We start from the raw sequence: 17829 nt of genomic DNA on the forward strand, positions 1-17829 counted from the left end.
TCGCACAGACAAAACACGTTGTTGCTGCCGCTTCGCTTTCGCACAGACAAAACATGTTGTTGCTGTCGCTTCGCTTTCGCACAGACAAAACACGTTGTTGCTGTCGCTTCGCTTTCGCACAGACAAAACATGTTGTTGCTGTCGCTTCGCTTTCGCGCAAATAATATCTGCAGGCTTAAGCGCAAAGCCGATTCCGGACGCAATTATGCCGAGACATAATTGATTTCATGCTCATTGTAACATTGGTTATAAAATAGAAAATGAGGATTGATTTTTTAAGTGGATGGTTAAAATAAAGATGAAGTGGATGGTTAATCACAATTGATATAATATTAAGATATAATCTTTTACCTGGAATAACACTGCTAAAAAAGCAAGATTTTAACCATGTTTGAAGGAAGTAATGAGGTGAGTATATATGGATTGGAAACCTGATAGAAAAGCGAAAAAAGCTATCTATAAACAACTTGCAGAATATATTGAAAAGGGAATTGCAGATGGTACATTTCCACCGGATAAACCATTGCCATCAGAGAGATATTTAGCTGGTGCTCTAAATTTAAACAGAAGTACTGTCGTTCATGCATATGACGAATTAGAATCGATTGGGCTGATTGAAAGAAATAGAGGAAGTGGTACGACCATTAGTAAAGATATATGGGGTATAACAAAAAAACGGATTCCTAGCTGGAATAGGTATATTGAGGCGGGTTCTTTTTTACCTAGTCAACCTGTAACGCAAAAAATAAGAAAAGAAGCTGTTGAACATAAATTAATAAATTTAGCTTCCGGTGAATTGTCAGAAGAACTTTTCCCAAAAAGATTTTTAAGCGAGATAACTTCAACACGTTCTTTTATTGGAAGCCTAGGATACGATCATCCACAAGGGAATGAAATCCTTAGAAATACCATTACAAAACACGTAAAAAAAGGTCGGGGAATCGAAACTAATCCTTCTTCAATACTGATAACATCAGGAGCGCAACAAGCATTACATTTAATTGTACAATGTTTGTTAAAGCCTGGAGATGCAATAGCAATAGAAGATCCTTCCTACAATTATAATCTTCCGATTTTCAAATCGGTAGGTATACAAATACATTATCTACCTGTCGATAAGGATGGAATAAACCCAGAAGATTTGCAGTCCTTATATAAAAAACACAGAATTAAAATGATTTTTTTAAATCCATATTTTCAAAATCCAACGGGTTCCTTATTGAATAAAAAGAAAAAAGAAGCGATTTTAGACATATCCTCAAAGCTTGGAATTCCAGTAGTAGAAGATGATCCTTATAGTTTAACAGCTTTTTCAGGAGATAAAATCGCTACCCTTAAATCAATGGATAGGAATGGAAACGTATTATACATTAGTTCTTTGTCCAAAATTGTTGCTTCAGGATTAAGAATAGGGTGGATTATTGGCCCAACATCGGTGATTGAAAGATTATCCGATGCGAAACAACAAATCGACTTCGGTCATTCTAGCTATACACAATGGATAGCGAATGATTTTTTAGAATCAGAAAATTTTCATATTCATATAAAAAGTTTAATTAAGGAATTAGAAAAAAGGAGAGATAAAATTATAAAAAGCCTGGATACTTATTTAAAAGATCTGGTGGAATATTCTATTCCTCAAGGTGGTATTCATATCTGGTGTAAAATACTTAAGAATTATAATGAAATCCAATTGCTTGAAGAATCCATTAAAAGAGGCGTCATGTATGTTCCTGGTTCTACACTGGGATCCAAAGATGGTTTTGTTCGTTTTACTTTCGCAAAGGAAGATGAAGATTCAATAGATGAAGGAATCAAAAGGTTTGCAGAAGCTCTTAATAGTTTATAGATAATTGGATGACTAAAAATGTGTTAATGTGTTAGATTGGATGGTTTAAAATATTTATATATTTATCCCTAAGATAAATGGATGGTCAAAAAAGCATTGAATTGGATGGTTATAAAAAATATAAATCCCTTATCATGGAGAGGTGGATGAAAAAACATCGATATAGCCTAATTACTAATTATTTTTTATGAGACAATGTGCAATGAAGATAATAATATAGTAATTGCTATTAAAATGATAAAATTTTTGAAAGAGTTGGTATGGTATGACATCAGGTTTGATTATTACGCTAGTGATTGGATCTATTATTAAATTGTTAATGAGCCCTCCCAGTGCAGCTGTGGCATGGGGATTAAGTAAAATTGAACTTCATAAAAAACTTGATGCAAAAGATGTTACGGTAACATTTAACGGAAAGAATTTAGATGAGGAAGAAAAAAATAGATTTACAGACAATTTTAATAAAGCTTCCTTTTTAAAAAAATATTATATATTTCCAGGCAATGAAAAATTATTTTTACAGCCAGAGACTAATGTTACTCCATATGTCATCAACGTAAAAAGAGGCAAAAAAGATGTTAATTTCTTTGTTTTTAGTTACGATAATCACGTTGATGTAGTCAAGAAGTGCAAGGAGAAAGTTATTTCATATAGTATTAGTTCTGAATATCTACAAAAATTTACTATTTCAACTACAACTGCAAATCATTGATAAAAGGGCTTCGAAAAATTAGGGATACGGTCAGGGCTTCGATCACTGATACAGAGTCCCTTTTTTAGTACCCTAAGAAATTACGTGAATAGCGTACCGAAATTATCTTCCAATTCAATTGAATGGAGGATTTTTTTTATGCCCAAAAAGACTGGATTATTTGATGTTGACTTCTCACACAGTCTTGTTGAACTTTGTAAAGCGTACAGAAATTACCTTTCTAATGGAAATAACAGAAGCTAGTAGAGTAGAGGAAGCATAACAAAAGGACTTGTGTGTAATTTTACGCACAAGCCTCTAGATTGATTTGTGATGGGTTATTGTTAAAAGGCTACTGATAGTTTCCTTATTGATGCCATTCATATTTATATAACTGAAGTAAATCGGCTTTATATAATAAGATAATGAAATCATCTCCATTATTGTGTTCATCATAGTAATAGTAGTCGCCAACCTCTGCTTCAACATCATATTGATTAAAAATATCAACAATCTCTTTAGAATTTTGACGAATATCAATTGTTCTTTTTTTGAATTGCGCTATTCTGTTATTTGCATCAGATATTTCATTGGAAGTAAGTTTTATAAAGCTTGTATTACTAAAATCAATCGGTTTTGAATAATCGAACAATGCAAACCATTCTCCATCACCGTGAAAATTAGCTTCTGTTGTTAGTAAATTTTTTTTCTCATCTGCTTTAGGTAAATAAATGTTCCAATTACTTTCGAGTACTTCATATTCATTTGGGAGTAGACTATTCATTAGTAAAGTACATCCTGAAATCAATAATATAATTGCTACAAATAACGCAATTAACCATTTTTTCACAAAATCACCTCGATTTAGAGACGAATGTCTTTTACTATGGTTGCATAGTGTCTATTTTTTTACTGACTGAAAATTTTTCTGTATAGAAATCATAATATGGCAAAGTATGAGTTGGTAGATAAATGGTAAGTGTGCAGCGGATGAGATTGACTGATATCCAAAACGACTCGACAAGGATAAATACCCAAGAAATCTATCCAACAATAAAGCGCAATTCTATGCAGAAAAATCCCTGTATAATGCTCAAATTGAATAACAAGCCAAATTGTAGTGGTATATAAGGATAAATGTTTTGTAAAAAAATAATAAAAAATGTATAACAAGTTTACTAAAATGGCTGAATTGACTTTAAAAATTGACTCCATTACAACAAATATTAGTAATCTATTAGGATAGTGTCAATGTACACAAACCACTATGGTATAATAATAAAAACGGAATAATAAGATAGAGGTACAAATCGGAATTTCGATTTGTTTAAAAGGGAAGATCGGTGCAAATCCGACGCTGTCCCGCAACTGTAAATGGGAGCACGTTTCAAAAGACCACTGTTACGCATTGTAATGGGAAGGTGAAAGGTGTGATGAACATAAGCCAGGAGACCTGCCTTTATCTAGTACAACCAAAAAACCTACGAGGATAGGGGGTGTTGAGTGTGACTAGAGAAATTCTCCTGCATGCTCATAGTACGATGATTGCTAAAAAGGTAGCTTCTATTACGAATAGACAGCTGTATTCGCCATATCAATCACCGTATTATGTCGTGTATTTGTCATAGTAGACATCTTTCTGATGAAGGAAAGATGTTTTTTTATGCTAAAATTGAAGGAGTGTTACACATGAATCCACAAGTAATCGAGTATTATGAAAGTCTGTTAAAATTTGAAATCATGGAAACGCAGTATACAAGTACTTCTCAAACATTAAGAGAACTAGTTGAACAGTATGTAGGGCAGGATGCTGTTCATAAAAATGATATTTTAAGAGCCTATACGAATGTAATGAAAGAACTAATTGGATAAAGTTAATCAGTGGGGACGCATTATCCCCACCGATTATTAGTCTTCACCAAAGTTAAAAGGCTACTTAATGTTCATCCTTTATGGGACATTAAGTAGCTTTTTTTAATGAAAACAATCTATTTTGTTTTCTATAATCTAATTATATCAATAGGAATACATATATTTGTCATAAAAAAACCTCTAGGACTTCATACTTATTTCACTTTTAAACTATATAATAATTTTGCGCTTATTATTATAGATTGGAGAATTAGACATGAAGAACACGCTTTATCAGAGCTTTTGGCGAACGCACTTTTATGCCGCATTATTTATTACTCCACTTCTTATTTCACTAACACTAAGTGGTATCGGTTATTTATTTTATACTGATGTTGAAAATCAGTTATATGATAAATACTTTTTTGGTGAAAGTGGAAAGACCGAGGTACAATCTATTGACGATGCTGTTAAACTTGCAGAAGAATCATATGCTGGCTATAAAACAAATAAAATTATCGAGTTAGAAGAGCCTTACAATACTCGTTTATCGATGAAGAATGCAGATGGCAAAGAGAAATATGTGTTCCTAGATGATCATAACCAAATTATCGGTGGTCAGGATGCTGATTACACATTTTCTAATATTATGAGAAATGCCCATAGTTCCTTATTTATTGGGGGGACTGTTGTCAATTATTTAGTAGAATTAGCTGCGTGCTGGGCCGTTTTTTTACTGCTTTCAGGCATTTACATGACGTTTAAAGCAAAAATACTAAAGAGAACAAAGCAGACAAACAAACGTCAAAAGAGTAGAAAATTCCATGCACTTATTGGAACAATAATAACGATTCCAATGCTTGTTATTATTTTCACAGGCTTACCATGGTCTGCGCTGATGGGGAAATATATTTACCAAGCTTCACAAGATCATCCTTCTTTCGGCACGCCATTATTGCAGCAGCAGCCACCTACATCTAATGTCAGTGAGATTCCTTGGGCTACTCGTCAAGAAACACCTCCAACATCAGATTCAGGACATGCAGCACATCATGGTATGGGAGCTAATATGGGCTATGTTGCTAACCCTAACCAACTAAGTGTGGAAAAGCTACAACATGAAATTGATGCAATGAATATTTCAAAACCTTATGCGATTATTTATCCTACTAGTGAAGACGGTGTCTATACAGTAGCAAAATCTAGTAACACAGGTGTAACAGGTCTTGATGTTAGTCCGTATGATGAAACGACAATGTATTTTGATCAATATAGCGGAAAATATATAGACAAGGTTGGATATGAGGACTATGGCATTCTTGCCAAATGGTTCACTTGGGGAATTCCTTTGCATGAAGGTCATTTGTTTGGCTGGCCAAATAAATTAATCAATTTACTAGTATGTCTAGCATTTTTAGTAGTTATTGTTTGGGGATTCAGAACATGGCTACTACGAAAGAAACAAGGTATGCTATCTGCACCACCTAAAATTTCTCAAAAGGTATCCATTCCTTTTATCATTTTCATGATTATTTTAGGTATACTGATGCCACTTTTTGGACTTTCCTTAATTGCTGTCGTACTCGTTGAATTAATTATAAATTTGGTGTCTAAAAATAAATTAGCAAAAAAAGAAGTTAATTAAAATCTTAAGCGATACTGCATCCTTTATAAATGAGGGATAAAGTATCGCTTTTCTTTTTCTAGAGCCATCCTTTATCACTGGCGACTTGAGCAGCTTGTTGTCTAGATTCGACATGGAGTTTTTGAATAGAGGTTGATAAATAGTTTCGAATAGTGCCTTTCGTTAAAAATAACTTTTTACTAATCTCATTTGTTGTGAGTCCTTCTTTTACAAGCTGTAGAACAGCAATTTCACGTTCATTTAGTGGATTCTGTTCTTTCATAAACAACGTAGCAGCTAAATCTCTACTAACTACTTTTTCACCATTCATCACTTTTCTTATTGTTTCAATTAAATAGTCGATCGGTTCATCTTTTAATAAATAACCATGTACCTCACAATCCATCGCCTTCTGTAAATAACCAGGACGTGCAAAAGTAGTGACAATCATCACCTTGCACGGTAAATTTGCCTCTCTAATTTTTTCAGCAAGTTCAAGACCAGTAAGATTCGGCATTTCGATGTCCAATACACAAACATCGGGTAGCTCTTGTTGAATATATTCCCACGCCGTTTGACCATCTGAAACTTCTGCAATCACTTCTATATCTGGCTCAAACGACAATAAGGAATTTAAGGCGCCACGTAACATTTGTTGATCCTCTGCTAATAGTACTCTTATCATGTAGTTGGCTCCTTTCTATAGTGTTGGATAGGCATTGTTAACGTCACAATCGTTCCGCCTGTCGGGAAATTGTCAATGGAAGCATTTCCTTGAAGGGCATTCATTCGTTCTTTCATCGATGATAGTCCATTTCCATGCCCTTGGTTATGTAAGCCGATACCATCGTCCACAACGTTTATCTTTAAAATTCCATTAATATAGTTGATATCTATTTGGCATTTTTTTGCTTGACTATGTTTAATAATATTAGTAGTTGTTTCACGAAGACATAAGGACAGCATAGTCTCCTCCACACTAGCTAGTAGCAGCTTTGGACAGTTATTTTTTACTTTTATGGAGATATCCGCTGTTTGTAAATGCTGCTTACAATGTATAAGCTCACTTTCTAACGAAATAAAATTCATATCGGAGACTAATTCTCTTACTTGCTTTAATGCTGTTCGTGTTGTTGCTAAAATATCATTTAGTTCATCTTTAACACGCATTGTATCTTTATCGACTAATTTTGTGGTTAGTTCGGTTTTTATTTTAATCATTGTCAATGTATGACCAAGCGTATCGTGGAGGTCTCTTGCAATACGCTGTCTTTCTTCTTGCTGAACAAGCTGGGTATTTACCTCCGTTAATTCCGATTGTAATTTTTTGGACTTTTCTACGTAGTAAATTAGCATTGGAAATAGTAGCTGAATGATCATAATGGGTATTAATGCTTGGAATTGTAATTTGTAAGATGTTTCTGATTCAAACCATATTACTATAAAAAACATAAAGGCAATGGCAATCATTCCTATAGCAATATGCCTTTTCTTTTTAGCTCTTCCAATTAAATCAGCAAATGTAAATCCAAATAGTAACATAGAAGATCCTTCATAAATACCCAGTATGATTATAAGCGTAAAGCCTAGTAAAGAAGCTAACAGTAAACGCCAATCTTTAAACCATAAAGCAATATAGAAGGCTACTAAAAATAACATAAGGATAATTATTTTGGGTATTAATGGTAATGTAGAATTCGAACTAAATACCATGGTAAATAAAAAAACTAGTGATACAACATCGATAATTAAATAGCGTTTTGCCTGATCTCTTGGATATATCTTTATAGTTCACACCAACCCTTGACGATTATTTCTGTGTGACACTTTGAATGGCGTGTTTTCGAATCCATTCCATTGGCCCAACATGAAAATGCTTGATACAAATATGTGCAATGCAAAGTTGTAGAAGGGAAAGGGTTACCCAAATGCTGATAACTTCAATACTATTCAATTTTCCACCTAAACCTAAGCCCCAACCATAGAAAATAATAGATGCAATAATATTTTGCAGTACATAGCAACTTAAAGACATTTTCCCAATCTCGCCAAATCTCTTCCATAACCAATCAAGCTTCTTATATTCTATCATTTTACCTAAAATACCAATATAACCAATAGATAGGATTGGTGCAAATAAATAACGAACAGGTAAATCAAATGTTCCACCAGGAATAAAGATAAGGAGGTTTAAAGGTATCCCAATAAAAATACCGATATTGAATAGCTTTCGACGCGCCTGACGTCCTTTGTCATCTTGTAAAAATACACCATTCCTCATCAACTTAACACCAAGTAAAAATAAAAAGATATTCATTGGGATAATAAAAATAGCTTCCGTTCTATAATAAAGAAAATGTGTTAAACGATATTGTATTTGCTCAAACCAAGTGCCATTCTCATAAAGATTAACAACAGGATCTATTCCAGCAAAGGAAGCGTTGGCACCCAACAATGCACTGACTAAAATTAGCAAAATCATTAGTGCATGAAAACTACCAAAAACGTATAACGCACGTTTAATCGCTTTATCACCAAATTTAACGATAAAGGCGACGATAACGGCTGTCACAGCATAGCTCATTAAAATATCGTATTCCATGACTAAAGTGAAGTGGATCATACCTTCCATAAATAAAAAGACTATCGTCCAAATATACATTCCTGGCCAAGCATTTCCTTTTCGCATGGCTTGCTGATATTTTAATTCCAGACCTACACCAAACATGATTGTTAATAAACCAAGGAGTTTACCGTTTACTAAAAATAGGACTGCCATTCGTAAAAAATCGTTCAATGACCACCAACCTGAATAACTACTCGTAGTGATATACGAAATATCTCCAAGATAAGCAAAAATCCATATATTCGTACCAAGTGTCCCTAATACAGCAAAGCCTCGTAACATATCGATTAGGGGTAATCTTTGTTGAACTTTCATCATGAAATCACTCTTTCTTTGTTTTCTTATAATAATGATAAGAAAACGAAAGGAAAAAACATATTCACACCAGTCAAAGGTTCTTTATGACAGGTGTCATTTTTTGGTGTTTCAAGAACTTAGGAAACAAAAAAACAGCTATGCTTTGGCTGTTGGTTTTGTATATTTATCTATTAAGACTATGTTATTTTGGCTAGGGAACATAGGAAGCAACGGCGTCATTGTTAGAACAACTTGTTCTTTTGTTTTCGGAATATCAATGGTATACGGCAACCATTTTCATAATCCGCAAGTTAGCAGGGAATTTTCCTTCCAAGGCACGAGAATTTTAGTCGAATTCTAAATATTTTTAATTTAAATATTGCGAAAACTAATTAAATTAGTTAAAATGGAAATATAATTAGTTTATAAAAGGGGATTTGATTTAGAATGAAAATTACGAAGATTGGTACTGTGTTTCAATTGTCATTTTTGCCAAGAATTTTCCCTGTTAATTGTTATTTTGTAGAAGAAGAAAGCGAGCTCACACTTATCGATGCAGCACTACCATATAGTGCAAAAAGTATAATAAAAGCGGCTGAAAGTATTGGTAAACCGATTACAAGAATCATCATTACTCACGCACATAATGATCATATAGGCGCATTAGACACTTTAAAAGAATTATTGCCAGATTGTCAGGTGAGCATTTCTTCAAGAGATGCCCTTTTATTGGAAGGAAATAGTAGCTTGCTGCCCAATGAAGAAAACACACCAATTCGGGGAGGTCTTCCAAAGAATATTAAAACCAAACCGGACTTATTACTTGAAGAAGGTGATCGTGTTGGTTCATTAGAGGTGATTGCAACTCCAGGTCATACACCTGGTTCCATTACTCTTTTTGACACGCGCAATAGAAGTTTAATCGCTGGTGATGCCCTCGTAACTAGAGGGAAACTAGTAGTATCGGGAATGATGAATCGCTTGTTCCCATTTCCTGCTCTAGCTACATGGGATAAAAGCACAGCTCTAAAAAGCGCAAAAAAATTAAGGGATTTAAATCCAAGCTTACTTGCAGTGGGGCACGGAAAGATGTTGAAGCATCCACAGGAACTTTTGGACATGGCATTAGCAGAAGCAGAAAAAAACTTTAGACAATCAAAATAGGAAGTGAAAAAAATGTCCCGTCGTATGAAATTAGATTTACCGATTATTTTACAAAAGGCAACAGAGATAGTTGATGAACAAGGATTGGACCAACTTTCAATTGGACTATTAGCCGAAAAATTGGAAGTACGTCCACCTTCCTTGTATAACCATTTTGATGGGTTAACTGAATTGAAGCAGAGGTTAGCCATTCAAGGAGTAAAGAAACTAAATGAATATATGCTTCATGCTGCGGTGGGCCGTTCAGGTGATGATGCCATTCGTGCAATTAGTCAAGCATATATTCAATTTGTGAGAGAGCATCCAGGTTTGTATGATGCTAGCACTCGCTTTCCAGATGCTAATGATCAAGAACTAAAGCAAGCCCAAGAAGCTGTAGTGCAACTTGTACTTCAAGTGCTAGATGCCTATAATTTGCAAGAAGAAATTGCGATTCATATAGTCAGAGGGTTACGAAGCATTTTACATGGATTCACTTCTATTGAACAGATGGGGGGCTTTGGGATGCCCCTTGACATCAATAAAAGCTTTTCAATCTTAATCAATACATTTATTGAGGGCATTCATACAGTTACGAACAATGAAGATAAATATATGCAAATGAAAGACTAAGGGAGTTTTTTCAGCTGGGTGTCTTAAAAATCTTGCTCCATTTATAAAAGGAATGCTCTGAATGGGGGCTAGAAAAAAAGAAAGAAGCGAGAAATGACACAGAGGATTAATTTCCCGCTATAAGTCGTTGAACAGAATTGATGTTGGAGTAGGAGATTTGTCGTTGAACGAGTCTGCTGCTCTTTTTCTTGTGCATAGCAGTTAAGAAGTATGCTTCAAGTTGAATAACATCCTTACACTATTTAGTACATGAATAAATTCTATAGTCTAAAATCCCTTCATACTTCACGTTCATATCAAAATGTTTATCCATTACCTCATAAAGTTCTGGTGCAATATCCTTCGAGTGTTGAAGTTCAGGAATTGAGAAGATCGATTTGTTTTTTTGTATACGAATATTTTTAAAACCAGCCTTGTTCAACAAAGCGACCCAATCCTTTTTCATTGAACAAGAATCAAATCCATAAAACTCTTTGATTTCCTTTTCAATTTTTTCTTCAAGTGGTTGATGAATAGTAAATTCAATGGCAATAAACCGACCGCCATTCTTTAATAAACGAAAGATTTCTTTAAGGGCATTCTGTTTATTGACAAAAGAAAGCACAGATTCAGAAATAATAAAATCAAATGTATGATCGGGTAACGGTACTTGTTCTATAGAGCATTGAATTATTTTTACGGGTAAACGAATTTTTTTCATTCTCATTTTAGCCTTTGCGACCATTTCAGGATTGATATCAATACCTGTTACTTTTGCTTCATATGTCTCCGCCAAATAGGCAGCGGTTTGGCCTGTACCACACCCTACATCCAAAATATAGGAATTTTTGCTAATACTCTCTGCCTTGAATATTTCCTTTGTTAGATTAATACCACCAGGATGCGCACCACCCACACCAAATTTGGACAGAAAATCTAGATATTTTGAATTTTGAATCGGAATCCCTTCTTTATTCGTATTTTTGTATAATATGAAATTAAAAATAGTATGGTTCCTGAGCTGTCATGACGAACCTTTACAGAAAGGACAGGGAGAATAATAAATAATTGGGCTTCAACATTTTTACAATACATATGTATATATTTTTTTAGCAACTTCTCCGATAGTCTAAACAATAAAAAAATACAGACGTATACTAGTAAAAAGATATTTGATAGGGGGTGAATTGATGCCATTTTATCCGCCTAATTCTAGAATGAGACCATTCCCACCAAGACATAGACAAGGTTTTGGCCCTCCTATTCAAGGTAGAAGGGAGCAACCTTTCTTTTACCCTAATCAACAGCCCCAACCTTCTAGATTTGGAAGATTACCACAGCATTTAAATACAATTATGGGCCACGCGGGAACAATCACAAACGGAGTGGGAATGCTAAGACAAATGGGAGCATTTTTAAATTTCTTTAGGTAGTTTATCTCGATGGAATGTACTAGGACTTTGTAAAGTTCGCCTTTATAAAAATTAACAAAAAAACTTGGGGAAATGTTAATGTTTGAGCTTAATTAAAATCCCTCTTAAGAGTAAATTCTTAAGAGGGTTTATTGTGATCATGACATTTAATGCTTATTTTGTATAAGGTGCTTTTCAATAATAGAGCGATTTTTCTCTTTAAACACTTCATTATGTGATGACACGACCCCATGGCGGTAGGCAGTAGGCTCTAAATACGTTTTAATAGAGTTCACGGCATTGGCTGCATCCTGGAAGGTCCCTAGAAGGAGATGAATTTTTCCTTCAAACGCTAAAATATCACCAGCTGCAAAAATACCAGGCTGCTCAGTTTCACCCGTTGCTTTCCCATCGAAATAGTAATCATCTTTTTTAGGAGGGGTGATACTTTGATCCAATTCTAATGATGCTTCGCGGTTATAGCCATGACTAACAATGACTTCATCGATTTGACGCGTATAGCTTTGCTTTGTTTTTGAATTCTCACATGTCACTAATTGGATGGCTGTTTTTTCAGCATTAGCAGTTAATTTTGTAATAGTTGTATTGCATTCAATCTTTACTCCGGCATCTAAAGCCTCTTGAATTGTTGCTTCATGGGCAGATAACTTATCTTTACGATAAACAACAGTTACATTTTTAGCGATAGGACTTAGTTCAACTGCCCAGTCAATTGCCGCATTTCCGCCTCCTGAAATAATAATTTCCTTGTCCACAAAATGTCGATAAGACTGCACGGTATAGTGTAAATTAGTCATTTCATATTTTTCTGCACCTTCTAGTGAAAGCTTTTGAGGGTTAATAATACCACCACCAACTGCTAAAAGAACGGTTTTAGAATAATGTTTATCTCCATGCGCAGTATGTAGAACAAAAATATCATCTTGGCGCTCGATGAAATCTACTTTTGTGCCTGTTAAAACGGTTGGTTCAAAAGTTTTTGCCTGTGTAATTAACTGTTTTACAAATTGTTCGCCTAATACAGGAGGGTGACCACCAATATCCCAAATTAGCTTTTCAGGATAAAGTAAAACTTTACCACCAAGCTGTGGTTGACTCTCAATTAACTTCGTCTTCAATCCTCGTAAACCACTATAAAAGGCACTATATAGACCTGCAGGGCCACCGCCAATAATTGTTACATCGTATATATGTTGCATTTATATCGCCACATCCTTAAAAAATTAATAAAAAAGTGTTTGACAAAACTTTATAGGAAAACTAGACTTACTTTAGTGATAATGATTATCATTATCGGTTAGTCGTTATCATAGCATGGAAAGAAGAAAAAGGAAAGAGAGGCTACGTTGTGCGTTTACAAGTTGAATCGATTCGTATCGGTTATGAGGATAAAACGATTGTGCATGATTTATCGCTACAAATTCCAGACGGTAAAATAACGACCATTATTGGTTCTAATGGCTGTGGTAAATCTACACTTTTAAAGGCTATTACAAGGATTTTGAAGCATAAGAGTGGGCAAGTCATATTAGACGGTCAAAATATTTCCGAGATGAATACAAAAGAATTGGCGAAAGAACTAGCCATATTGCCACAAAGTCCGGAAAGTGCACATGGTTTAACAGTGGAAGAGCTTGTATCCTACGGTCGATTTCCATATCAAAAGGGCTTCGGTAATTTATCGCAAAAGGATAAAGAAATGATTGACTGGGCCTTAAAGGTGACGAAAACGGATGACTTTCGTCAGGACACAGTTGATGCCTTATCAGGTGGACAGCGTCAACGAGTGTGGATTGCAATGGCGTTAGCGCAAGAGACCGATATTATTTTTTTAGATGAGCCAACAACTTATTTAGATATGGCCCATCAATTAGAAGTTTTAGAATTACTTTACAAGCTTAACGAAGAAGAAGGACGCACAATTGTCATGGTGCTACATGATTTAAATCAGGCAGCACGTTTTTCAGATTTTATTGTTGCGCTGTCAAAAGGAGAGCTTGTGAAATTTGGTACTGCGGAGGAAGTCATGGTACCTGAAGTATTAGAAAAAGTGTTTCATATTGATGCAGTCATTGGTAAGGATCCACGTACAGATAAGCCAATGTGCATTACATATAACTTACTAGAAACAGTAAAAAAGGAGATATATTCATGAAAAAGTGGTTATTACCTATGTTTATGATGGTCGTACTAGTGCTTGCAGCGTGCGGCAATAAAGAAGAGAAGACGGAAGAGGGCTCTAAAGATAAAGCATCTGCAGAAACGATTACGTATCAATCAGAATCAGGTCCTATTGAAGTACCGGCTCATCCAAAACGTGTAGTTGTGTTATCTTCATTTGTTGGAGATTTACTACAGCTTGGCGTTAATGTTGTAGGTGTTGATTCATGGGCTAAAGATAATCCAAACTTCCAAAATGATATTAAAAATGCAATAGTTGTTGAGAACACGGATATCGAAAAAATTATCGAGCTTGAGCCAGATTTGATTATTGGTTTAAATGGTATTGAAAATGCGGATAAATTAGCGGAAATCGCACCAACTGTTTTATTTACTTATGGTAAGGTTGATTATTTACAGCAATTTATCGAAATTGGTAAAGCGGTTAACAAAGAAAAAGAAGCAACTGAATGGGTAAAAGACTTTAAAGCGCGTGCTGCAGAAGCAGGAATGAAAATTAAAGAAAAAATCGGTGAGAATGCAACCGTTACTGTCGCAGAAATGTTCAATAAACAATTGTATGTTTATGGAGATAACTGGGGCCGTGGAACTGAAATTTTATATCAAGAAATGGGCTTAAAAATGCCTAAAAAAGTAAAGGAAGGTGCTTTAAAACCAGGCTATTTAGCAATTTCTCAAGAGGTATTAGGGGATTATGCGGGGGACTATGTGATTTTTAGTATGTTTAAAGGTCAAGATAGTTCCATTAAAAATGCAGCATGGTTTAAAGATTTAGAGGCTGAGAAAAATGGTCATTTATTTGAAGTGAATGCCAACGAATTTTACTTTAATGACCCAATCACTTTAGATTATCAATTAGATTTCTTTGAAAAGAAATTTTTACAATAATTTCAGTAGAGAGTAGCGGAGGCAAATGACAAAGTTTCGACATTTCCCATTTTGGCTTCAGGTGTTGCTTGCACTGATCTTATTAGCAGTGACAGTTACGATTTCGCTTTGTGTAGGAGCGGCAAATACGAGCATTCAAGATGTCTTTCAAGCAATTGTTGGACAAGACGGCGGTAAGCATTATGCTATTTTACGAGAAATTCGATTTCCTCGTATTATTGCCGCTATTTTTGTAGGTAGTGCACTCGCAGTTGCTGGGGCAATTATGCAAGGAGTGACAAGAAATCCATTAGCGGATCCTGGGCTTCTTGGTCTCACAGCAGGTGCGAATGCGGCACTTGCATTGACGATGGCATTTATCCCAAATACCTCGTATTATACGCTTATATTTGCATGTTTCGTAGGTGCAGGCGTAGGGATGATTGTTGTCTATGGTATTGGTGCTTCAACAAAAAATGGCTTTTCTCCATTAAAGTTAATCTTAGCTGGGGCAGCTGTATCTGCTTTATTACAAGCAATAGCAGATGGTACGGGAATATTATTTCAAATTTCAAAAGATGTTTCGATGTGGACGAGTGGTGGTTTAATAGGTACTACATGGCAAGCTTTAATGATTGCGCCTGTTATTGTGGTCGGATTAATTGTTGCGTTTGCATTTAGTCGTCAGCTAACCATTTTAAGTTTAAATGAAGAAGTAGCTGTTGGGTTAGGGCAAAATACAGCAGTCATTAAAGGAATTATGATGTTTGTCGTTGTAATTCTTGCAGGCTCCGCAGTTGCGCTAGTAGGTAATTTAGCATTTGTTGGGTTAATGGTGCCGCATATTGTCCGTGCAATTGTAGGGACAGACTATCGATTTGTTTTACCGATGAGTGCCCTTATCGGTGGATGGTTTATGGTGATAGCGGATTTTGCAGGTAGAATGATTAATGCTCCATATGAAACACCGGTAGTTGCAATTATTTCAATTATCGGCCTTCCGTTCTTCTTACTTCTTGTTCGGAAGGGAGGTCGTCAGATTGTTTAATGTCGGACGAAAAAAACAACGTAGATGGTTAATGTTTTGGATACTATTAACAGTAGTTATTTTTGTTATGGGTATTTCAATGGGCGCAGCATCGGTTTCGATTGATCGCATAATCCCGATTTTACTGGGAGACGGTAGCTTCAAAGAATCATTCGTCTTGTTCTCTGTTCGTTTGCCGAGGTTGTTTGTGCTGGCAGCAGCAGGGATGGCATTAGCATTAGCCGGTGCTGTTTTGCAGGGGGTGACACGCAATGATTTAGCGGACCCTGGTATTATTGGGATTAATGCAGGTGCAGGTGTTGGAATTACGCTTTTTTATCTCTTTGTCAAGGGAGATCTGCCTAATTTTGCGTATGTGTTACCACTTGTAGGATTTGGTAGCGCTTTATTAACGGCATTGTGCATTTACTTTTTCTCGTATAAGCGCCATGAGGGGGTGCAGCCTGTCCAACTGATTTTAGTCGGAGTAGGTGTAGCATCCGCCTTATCTGGTGTAATGATGATCTTAATTTCCTCAGCTGAGCGTAGTGATGTGCAATTTATCGCACAATGGCTTGCGGGCAATATTTGGGGGACAGATTGGCCATTTTTCTGGGCTTTATTGCCTTGGCTTGTGCTAGGCATTCCATTTATTTTGTATAAGGCAAATGTGTTAAATGTGCTTGCGATGACCGAACAAACGGCGGTTGGTTTAGGCTTGCATATCGGCCGAGAGCGTTTGCAATTATTAATTGTCTCTGTAGCATTAGCTGCGGCAGCTGTATCGGTCACAGGAGGCATTGCCTTTATCGGTCTCATGGCTCCACATATTGCAAAGCAGCTTGTCGGACCGCGCTTCCAGTTCTTTTTACCGCTCACACTGTTTATCGGTGCTAGTTTACTAATGCTAGCGGATACAATTGGCCGCGTAGCTATTTCAAGTGCGACAGTGCCAGCAGGTATTGTTGTAGCATGTATCGGCGCACCGTATTTTTTATATTTACTACGAAAAAACGACTGAATGGCTTTGGCTGTTCAGTCGTTTTTTTTATGTTGAAAGGCTCTTTGGAAAATTTGTTGAATATGCAATACTAATATAAATGGGGGGATGGTATGTGAGGAAATTATTAATTGTCTTATTCTGTTCCATAATTGCATTGTCAGCATGTAATTCACCATTATCAATTACTGAAGTAAAAACTGCACCAAAGGACCTGCAAAAAGTTTTAAATGTTCTTGGAATGGAAGATTATGTACAAATGTTCAATAATGGTGAAAAACGCTCATATATTGTGATTAATACAAAGGGGACTGTTGCGGTCAGTGCGAAAAGTAAGGACGATACGCTTGTAATAAACATTGATGAAGTTGAAAATCAAAACAACGAAGTTATTACGCAGCATATTTTTAAACTTACGAAAGATGTTAATTATGAATATATTTATTTATATAAAAATGGTGAACAGATTCCGTTTAATACAGTGGGGTCTTTTTAGTTGAAAGGAATCTGGGGGCTTATTAAATGCAACATCGACGGAAAGCCAGGCCCCACTGACGGATAGAAGTCTCAGAACGACGGAAAGAACCTCGGCAACGACGGATATCAATCCCAAGGCGACAGATAGAAA

The 17829-nt window shown here is 35.6% G+C and carries 18 protein-coding genes and 1 riboswitch; of the genes, 12 read left to right on the plus strand and 6 right to left on the minus strand.

From position 1 onward, the window contains the following. The first annotated feature begins 418 nt into the window (after positions 1-418). Positions 419-1849 carry a MocR-like pyridoxine biosynthesis transcription factor PdxR gene (gene pdxR, locus ACIQLB_RS07470; protein ID WP_400723179.1) on the plus strand — a complete coding sequence of 477 codons (1431 nt, stop codon included), beginning with the start codon at positions 419-421 and terminating at the stop codon, positions 1847-1849. A 265-nt stretch (positions 1850-2114) separates the two neighbouring features. Then, positions 2115-2561 (plus strand): YfmQ family protein, encoded by a 447-nt coding sequence (locus ACIQLB_RS07475; RefSeq protein ID WP_400723182.1) that lies wholly within the window; start codon positions 2115-2117, stop codon positions 2559-2561. Between the two features lie 346 nt (positions 2562-2907). Here ACIQLB_RS07475 and ACIQLB_RS07480 read toward each other — a convergent pair whose 3' ends face one another. Continuing rightward, positions 2908-3324, minus strand: coding sequence for a hypothetical protein (locus ACIQLB_RS07480; RefSeq protein WP_400723185.1), 417 nt, complete (start codon positions 3322-3324; stop codon positions 2908-2910). A gap of 500 nt (positions 3325-3824) precedes the next feature. Then, positions 3825-4015: riboswitch (cobalamin riboswitch) on the plus strand. A 30-nt stretch (positions 4016-4045) separates the two neighbouring features. Here ACIQLB_RS07480 and ACIQLB_RS07485 point away from each other — a divergent pair. The 3 genes from ACIQLB_RS07485 (at position 4046) to ACIQLB_RS07495 (ending at position 6036) form a co-directional block, all read left to right on the plus strand. Beyond that, positions 4046-4168, plus strand: coding sequence for a hypothetical protein (locus ACIQLB_RS07485; RefSeq protein ID WP_400723188.1), 123 nt, complete (start codon positions 4046-4048; stop codon positions 4166-4168). A 61-nt stretch (positions 4169-4229) separates the two neighbouring features. Further along, positions 4230-4412 (plus strand): hypothetical protein, encoded by a 183-nt coding sequence (locus tag ACIQLB_RS07490; RefSeq protein ID WP_400723190.1) that lies wholly within the window; start codon positions 4230-4232, stop codon positions 4410-4412. 256 nt (positions 4413-4668) lie between these two features. Beyond that, the gene (locus ACIQLB_RS07495) at positions 4669-6036 is read left to right on the plus strand and encodes a PepSY-associated TM helix domain-containing protein (RefSeq protein ID WP_400723193.1); all 1368 of its coding nucleotides are present in this window, start codon (positions 4669-4671) and stop codon (positions 6034-6036) included. A 58-nt stretch (positions 6037-6094) separates the two neighbouring features. Here ACIQLB_RS07495 and ACIQLB_RS07500 read toward each other — a convergent pair whose 3' ends face one another. From ACIQLB_RS07500 to ACIQLB_RS07510, 3 genes are all read right to left on the minus strand, one after another. Further along, entirely contained in the window at positions 6095-6700 is a 606-nt protein-coding gene (locus ACIQLB_RS07500) for a response regulator transcription factor (RefSeq protein WP_400723196.1), read from the minus strand. Further along, a complete protein-coding gene (locus ACIQLB_RS07505; RefSeq protein WP_400723199.1) occupies positions 6697-7674 on the minus strand; it encodes a sensor histidine kinase in 978 nt (325 codons plus the stop codon). The genes ACIQLB_RS07500 and ACIQLB_RS07505 overlap by 4 nt, the downstream gene beginning before the upstream one ends. A 151-nt stretch (positions 7675-7825) precedes the next feature. Further along, entirely contained in the window at positions 7826-8956 is a 1131-nt protein-coding gene (locus ACIQLB_RS07510) for a DUF418 domain-containing protein (protein ID WP_400724038.1), read from the minus strand. 429 nt (positions 8957-9385) lie between these two features. Here ACIQLB_RS07510 and ACIQLB_RS07515 point away from each other — a divergent pair, with 429 nt between their 5' ends. Both ACIQLB_RS07515 and ACIQLB_RS07520 read left to right on the plus strand, forming a co-directional pair. Further along, on the plus strand, positions 9386-10102 hold the full coding sequence (locus ACIQLB_RS07515) for an MBL fold metallo-hydrolase (RefSeq protein WP_400723202.1): 717 nt from the start codon (positions 9386-9388) through the stop codon (positions 10100-10102). Between the two features lie 12 nt (positions 10103-10114). Beyond that, positions 10115-10714, plus strand: a complete 600-nt coding sequence (locus ACIQLB_RS07520; RefSeq protein WP_400723204.1) for a TetR/AcrR family transcriptional regulator — start codon at positions 10115-10117, stop codon at positions 10712-10714. 238 nt (positions 10715-10952) lie between these two features. On the opposite strand, the gene ACIQLB_RS07525 is transcribed toward ACIQLB_RS07520, so the two are convergent. Next, positions 10953-11609 (minus strand): class I SAM-dependent methyltransferase, encoded by a 657-nt coding sequence (locus tag ACIQLB_RS07525; protein WP_400723207.1) that lies wholly within the window; start codon positions 11607-11609, stop codon positions 10953-10955. A gap of 663 nt (positions 11610-12272) precedes the next feature. Continuing rightward, positions 12273-13325, minus strand: a complete 1053-nt coding sequence (locus tag ACIQLB_RS07530) for an NAD(P)/FAD-dependent oxidoreductase (protein ID WP_400723210.1) — start codon at positions 13323-13325, stop codon at positions 12273-12275. Between the two features lie 149 nt (positions 13326-13474). Between ACIQLB_RS07530 and ACIQLB_RS07535 the strand changes: the two genes are divergently transcribed. The 5 genes from ACIQLB_RS07535 to ACIQLB_RS07555 all read left to right on the plus strand — a co-directional run bounded on the left by ACIQLB_RS07535 (position 13475) and on the right by ACIQLB_RS07555 (position 17697). Further along, positions 13475-14281, plus strand: a complete 807-nt coding sequence (locus tag ACIQLB_RS07535) for an ABC transporter ATP-binding protein (RefSeq protein ID WP_400723213.1) — start codon at positions 13475-13477, stop codon at positions 14279-14281. Then, a complete protein-coding gene (locus tag ACIQLB_RS07540; protein WP_400723216.1) occupies positions 14278-15195 on the plus strand; it encodes an iron-hydroxamate ABC transporter substrate-binding protein in 918 nt (305 codons plus the stop codon). The genes ACIQLB_RS07535 and ACIQLB_RS07540 overlap by 4 nt, the downstream gene beginning before the upstream one ends. A gap of 25 nt (positions 15196-15220) precedes the next feature. Continuing rightward, positions 15221-16222, plus strand: coding sequence for a FecCD family ABC transporter permease (locus tag ACIQLB_RS07545; protein ID WP_400723219.1), 1002 nt, complete (start codon positions 15221-15223; stop codon positions 16220-16222). Continuing rightward, a complete protein-coding gene (locus tag ACIQLB_RS07550) occupies positions 16215-17222 on the plus strand; it encodes a FecCD family ABC transporter permease (RefSeq protein WP_400723222.1) in 1008 nt (335 codons plus the stop codon). The genes ACIQLB_RS07545 and ACIQLB_RS07550 overlap by 8 nt, the downstream gene beginning before the upstream one ends. A gap of 94 nt (positions 17223-17316) precedes the next feature. Continuing rightward, positions 17317-17697 (plus strand): hypothetical protein, encoded by a 381-nt coding sequence (locus ACIQLB_RS07555; RefSeq protein WP_400723225.1) that lies wholly within the window; start codon positions 17317-17319, stop codon positions 17695-17697. Positions 17698-17829 lie beyond the last annotated feature (132 nt).

Origin of the sequence: Lysinibacillus sp. NPDC092081 (assembly GCF_044755845.1) — a bacterium.
GTDB lineage: Bacteria > Bacillota > Bacilli > Bacillales_A > Planococcaceae > Lysinibacillus.

Bases quoted from the DNA above. Each gene is read 5' to 3' on its own strand.
- pdxR (WP_400723179.1), top strand. From the start codon at position 419: ATGGATTGGAAACCTGATAGAAAAGCGAAAAAAGCTATCTATAAACAA.
- ACIQLB_RS07475 (WP_400723182.1), top strand. From the start codon at position 2,115: ATGACATCAGGTTTGATTATTACGCTAGTGATTGGATCTATTATTAAA.
- ACIQLB_RS07480 (WP_400723185.1), bottom strand. From the start codon at position 3,324: ATGAATAGTCTACTCCCAAATGAATATGAAGTACTCGAAAGTAATTGG.
- ACIQLB_RS07490 (WP_400723190.1), top strand. From the start codon at position 4,230: ATGAATCCACAAGTAATCGAGTATTATGAAAGTCTGTTAAAATTTGAA.
- ACIQLB_RS07495 (WP_400723193.1), top strand. From the start codon at position 4,669: ATGAAGAACACGCTTTATCAGAGCTTTTGGCGAACGCACTTTTATGCC.
- ACIQLB_RS07500 (WP_400723196.1), bottom strand. From the start codon at position 6,700: ATGATAAGAGTACTATTAGCAGAGGATCAACAAATGTTACGTGGCGCC.
- ACIQLB_RS07505 (WP_400723199.1), bottom strand. From the start codon at position 7,674: ATGTTATTTTTAGTAGCCTTCTATATTGCTTTATGGTTTAAAGATTGG.
- ACIQLB_RS07510 (WP_400724038.1), bottom strand. From the start codon at position 8,956: ATGAAAGTTCAACAAAGATTACCCCTAATCGATATGTTACGAGGCTTT.
- ACIQLB_RS07515 (WP_400723202.1), top strand. From the start codon at position 9,386: ATGAAAATTACGAAGATTGGTACTGTGTTTCAATTGTCATTTTTGCCA.
- ACIQLB_RS07520 (WP_400723204.1), top strand. From the start codon at position 10,115: ATGTCCCGTCGTATGAAATTAGATTTACCGATTATTTTACAAAAGGCA.
- ACIQLB_RS07530 (WP_400723210.1), bottom strand. From the start codon at position 13,325: ATGCAACATATATACGATGTAACAATTATTGGCGGTGGCCCTGCAGGT.
- ACIQLB_RS07540 (WP_400723216.1), top strand. From the start codon at position 14,278: ATGAAAAAGTGGTTATTACCTATGTTTATGATGGTCGTACTAGTGCTT.
- ACIQLB_RS07545 (WP_400723219.1), top strand. From the start codon at position 15,221: ATGACAAAGTTTCGACATTTCCCATTTTGGCTTCAGGTGTTGCTTGCA.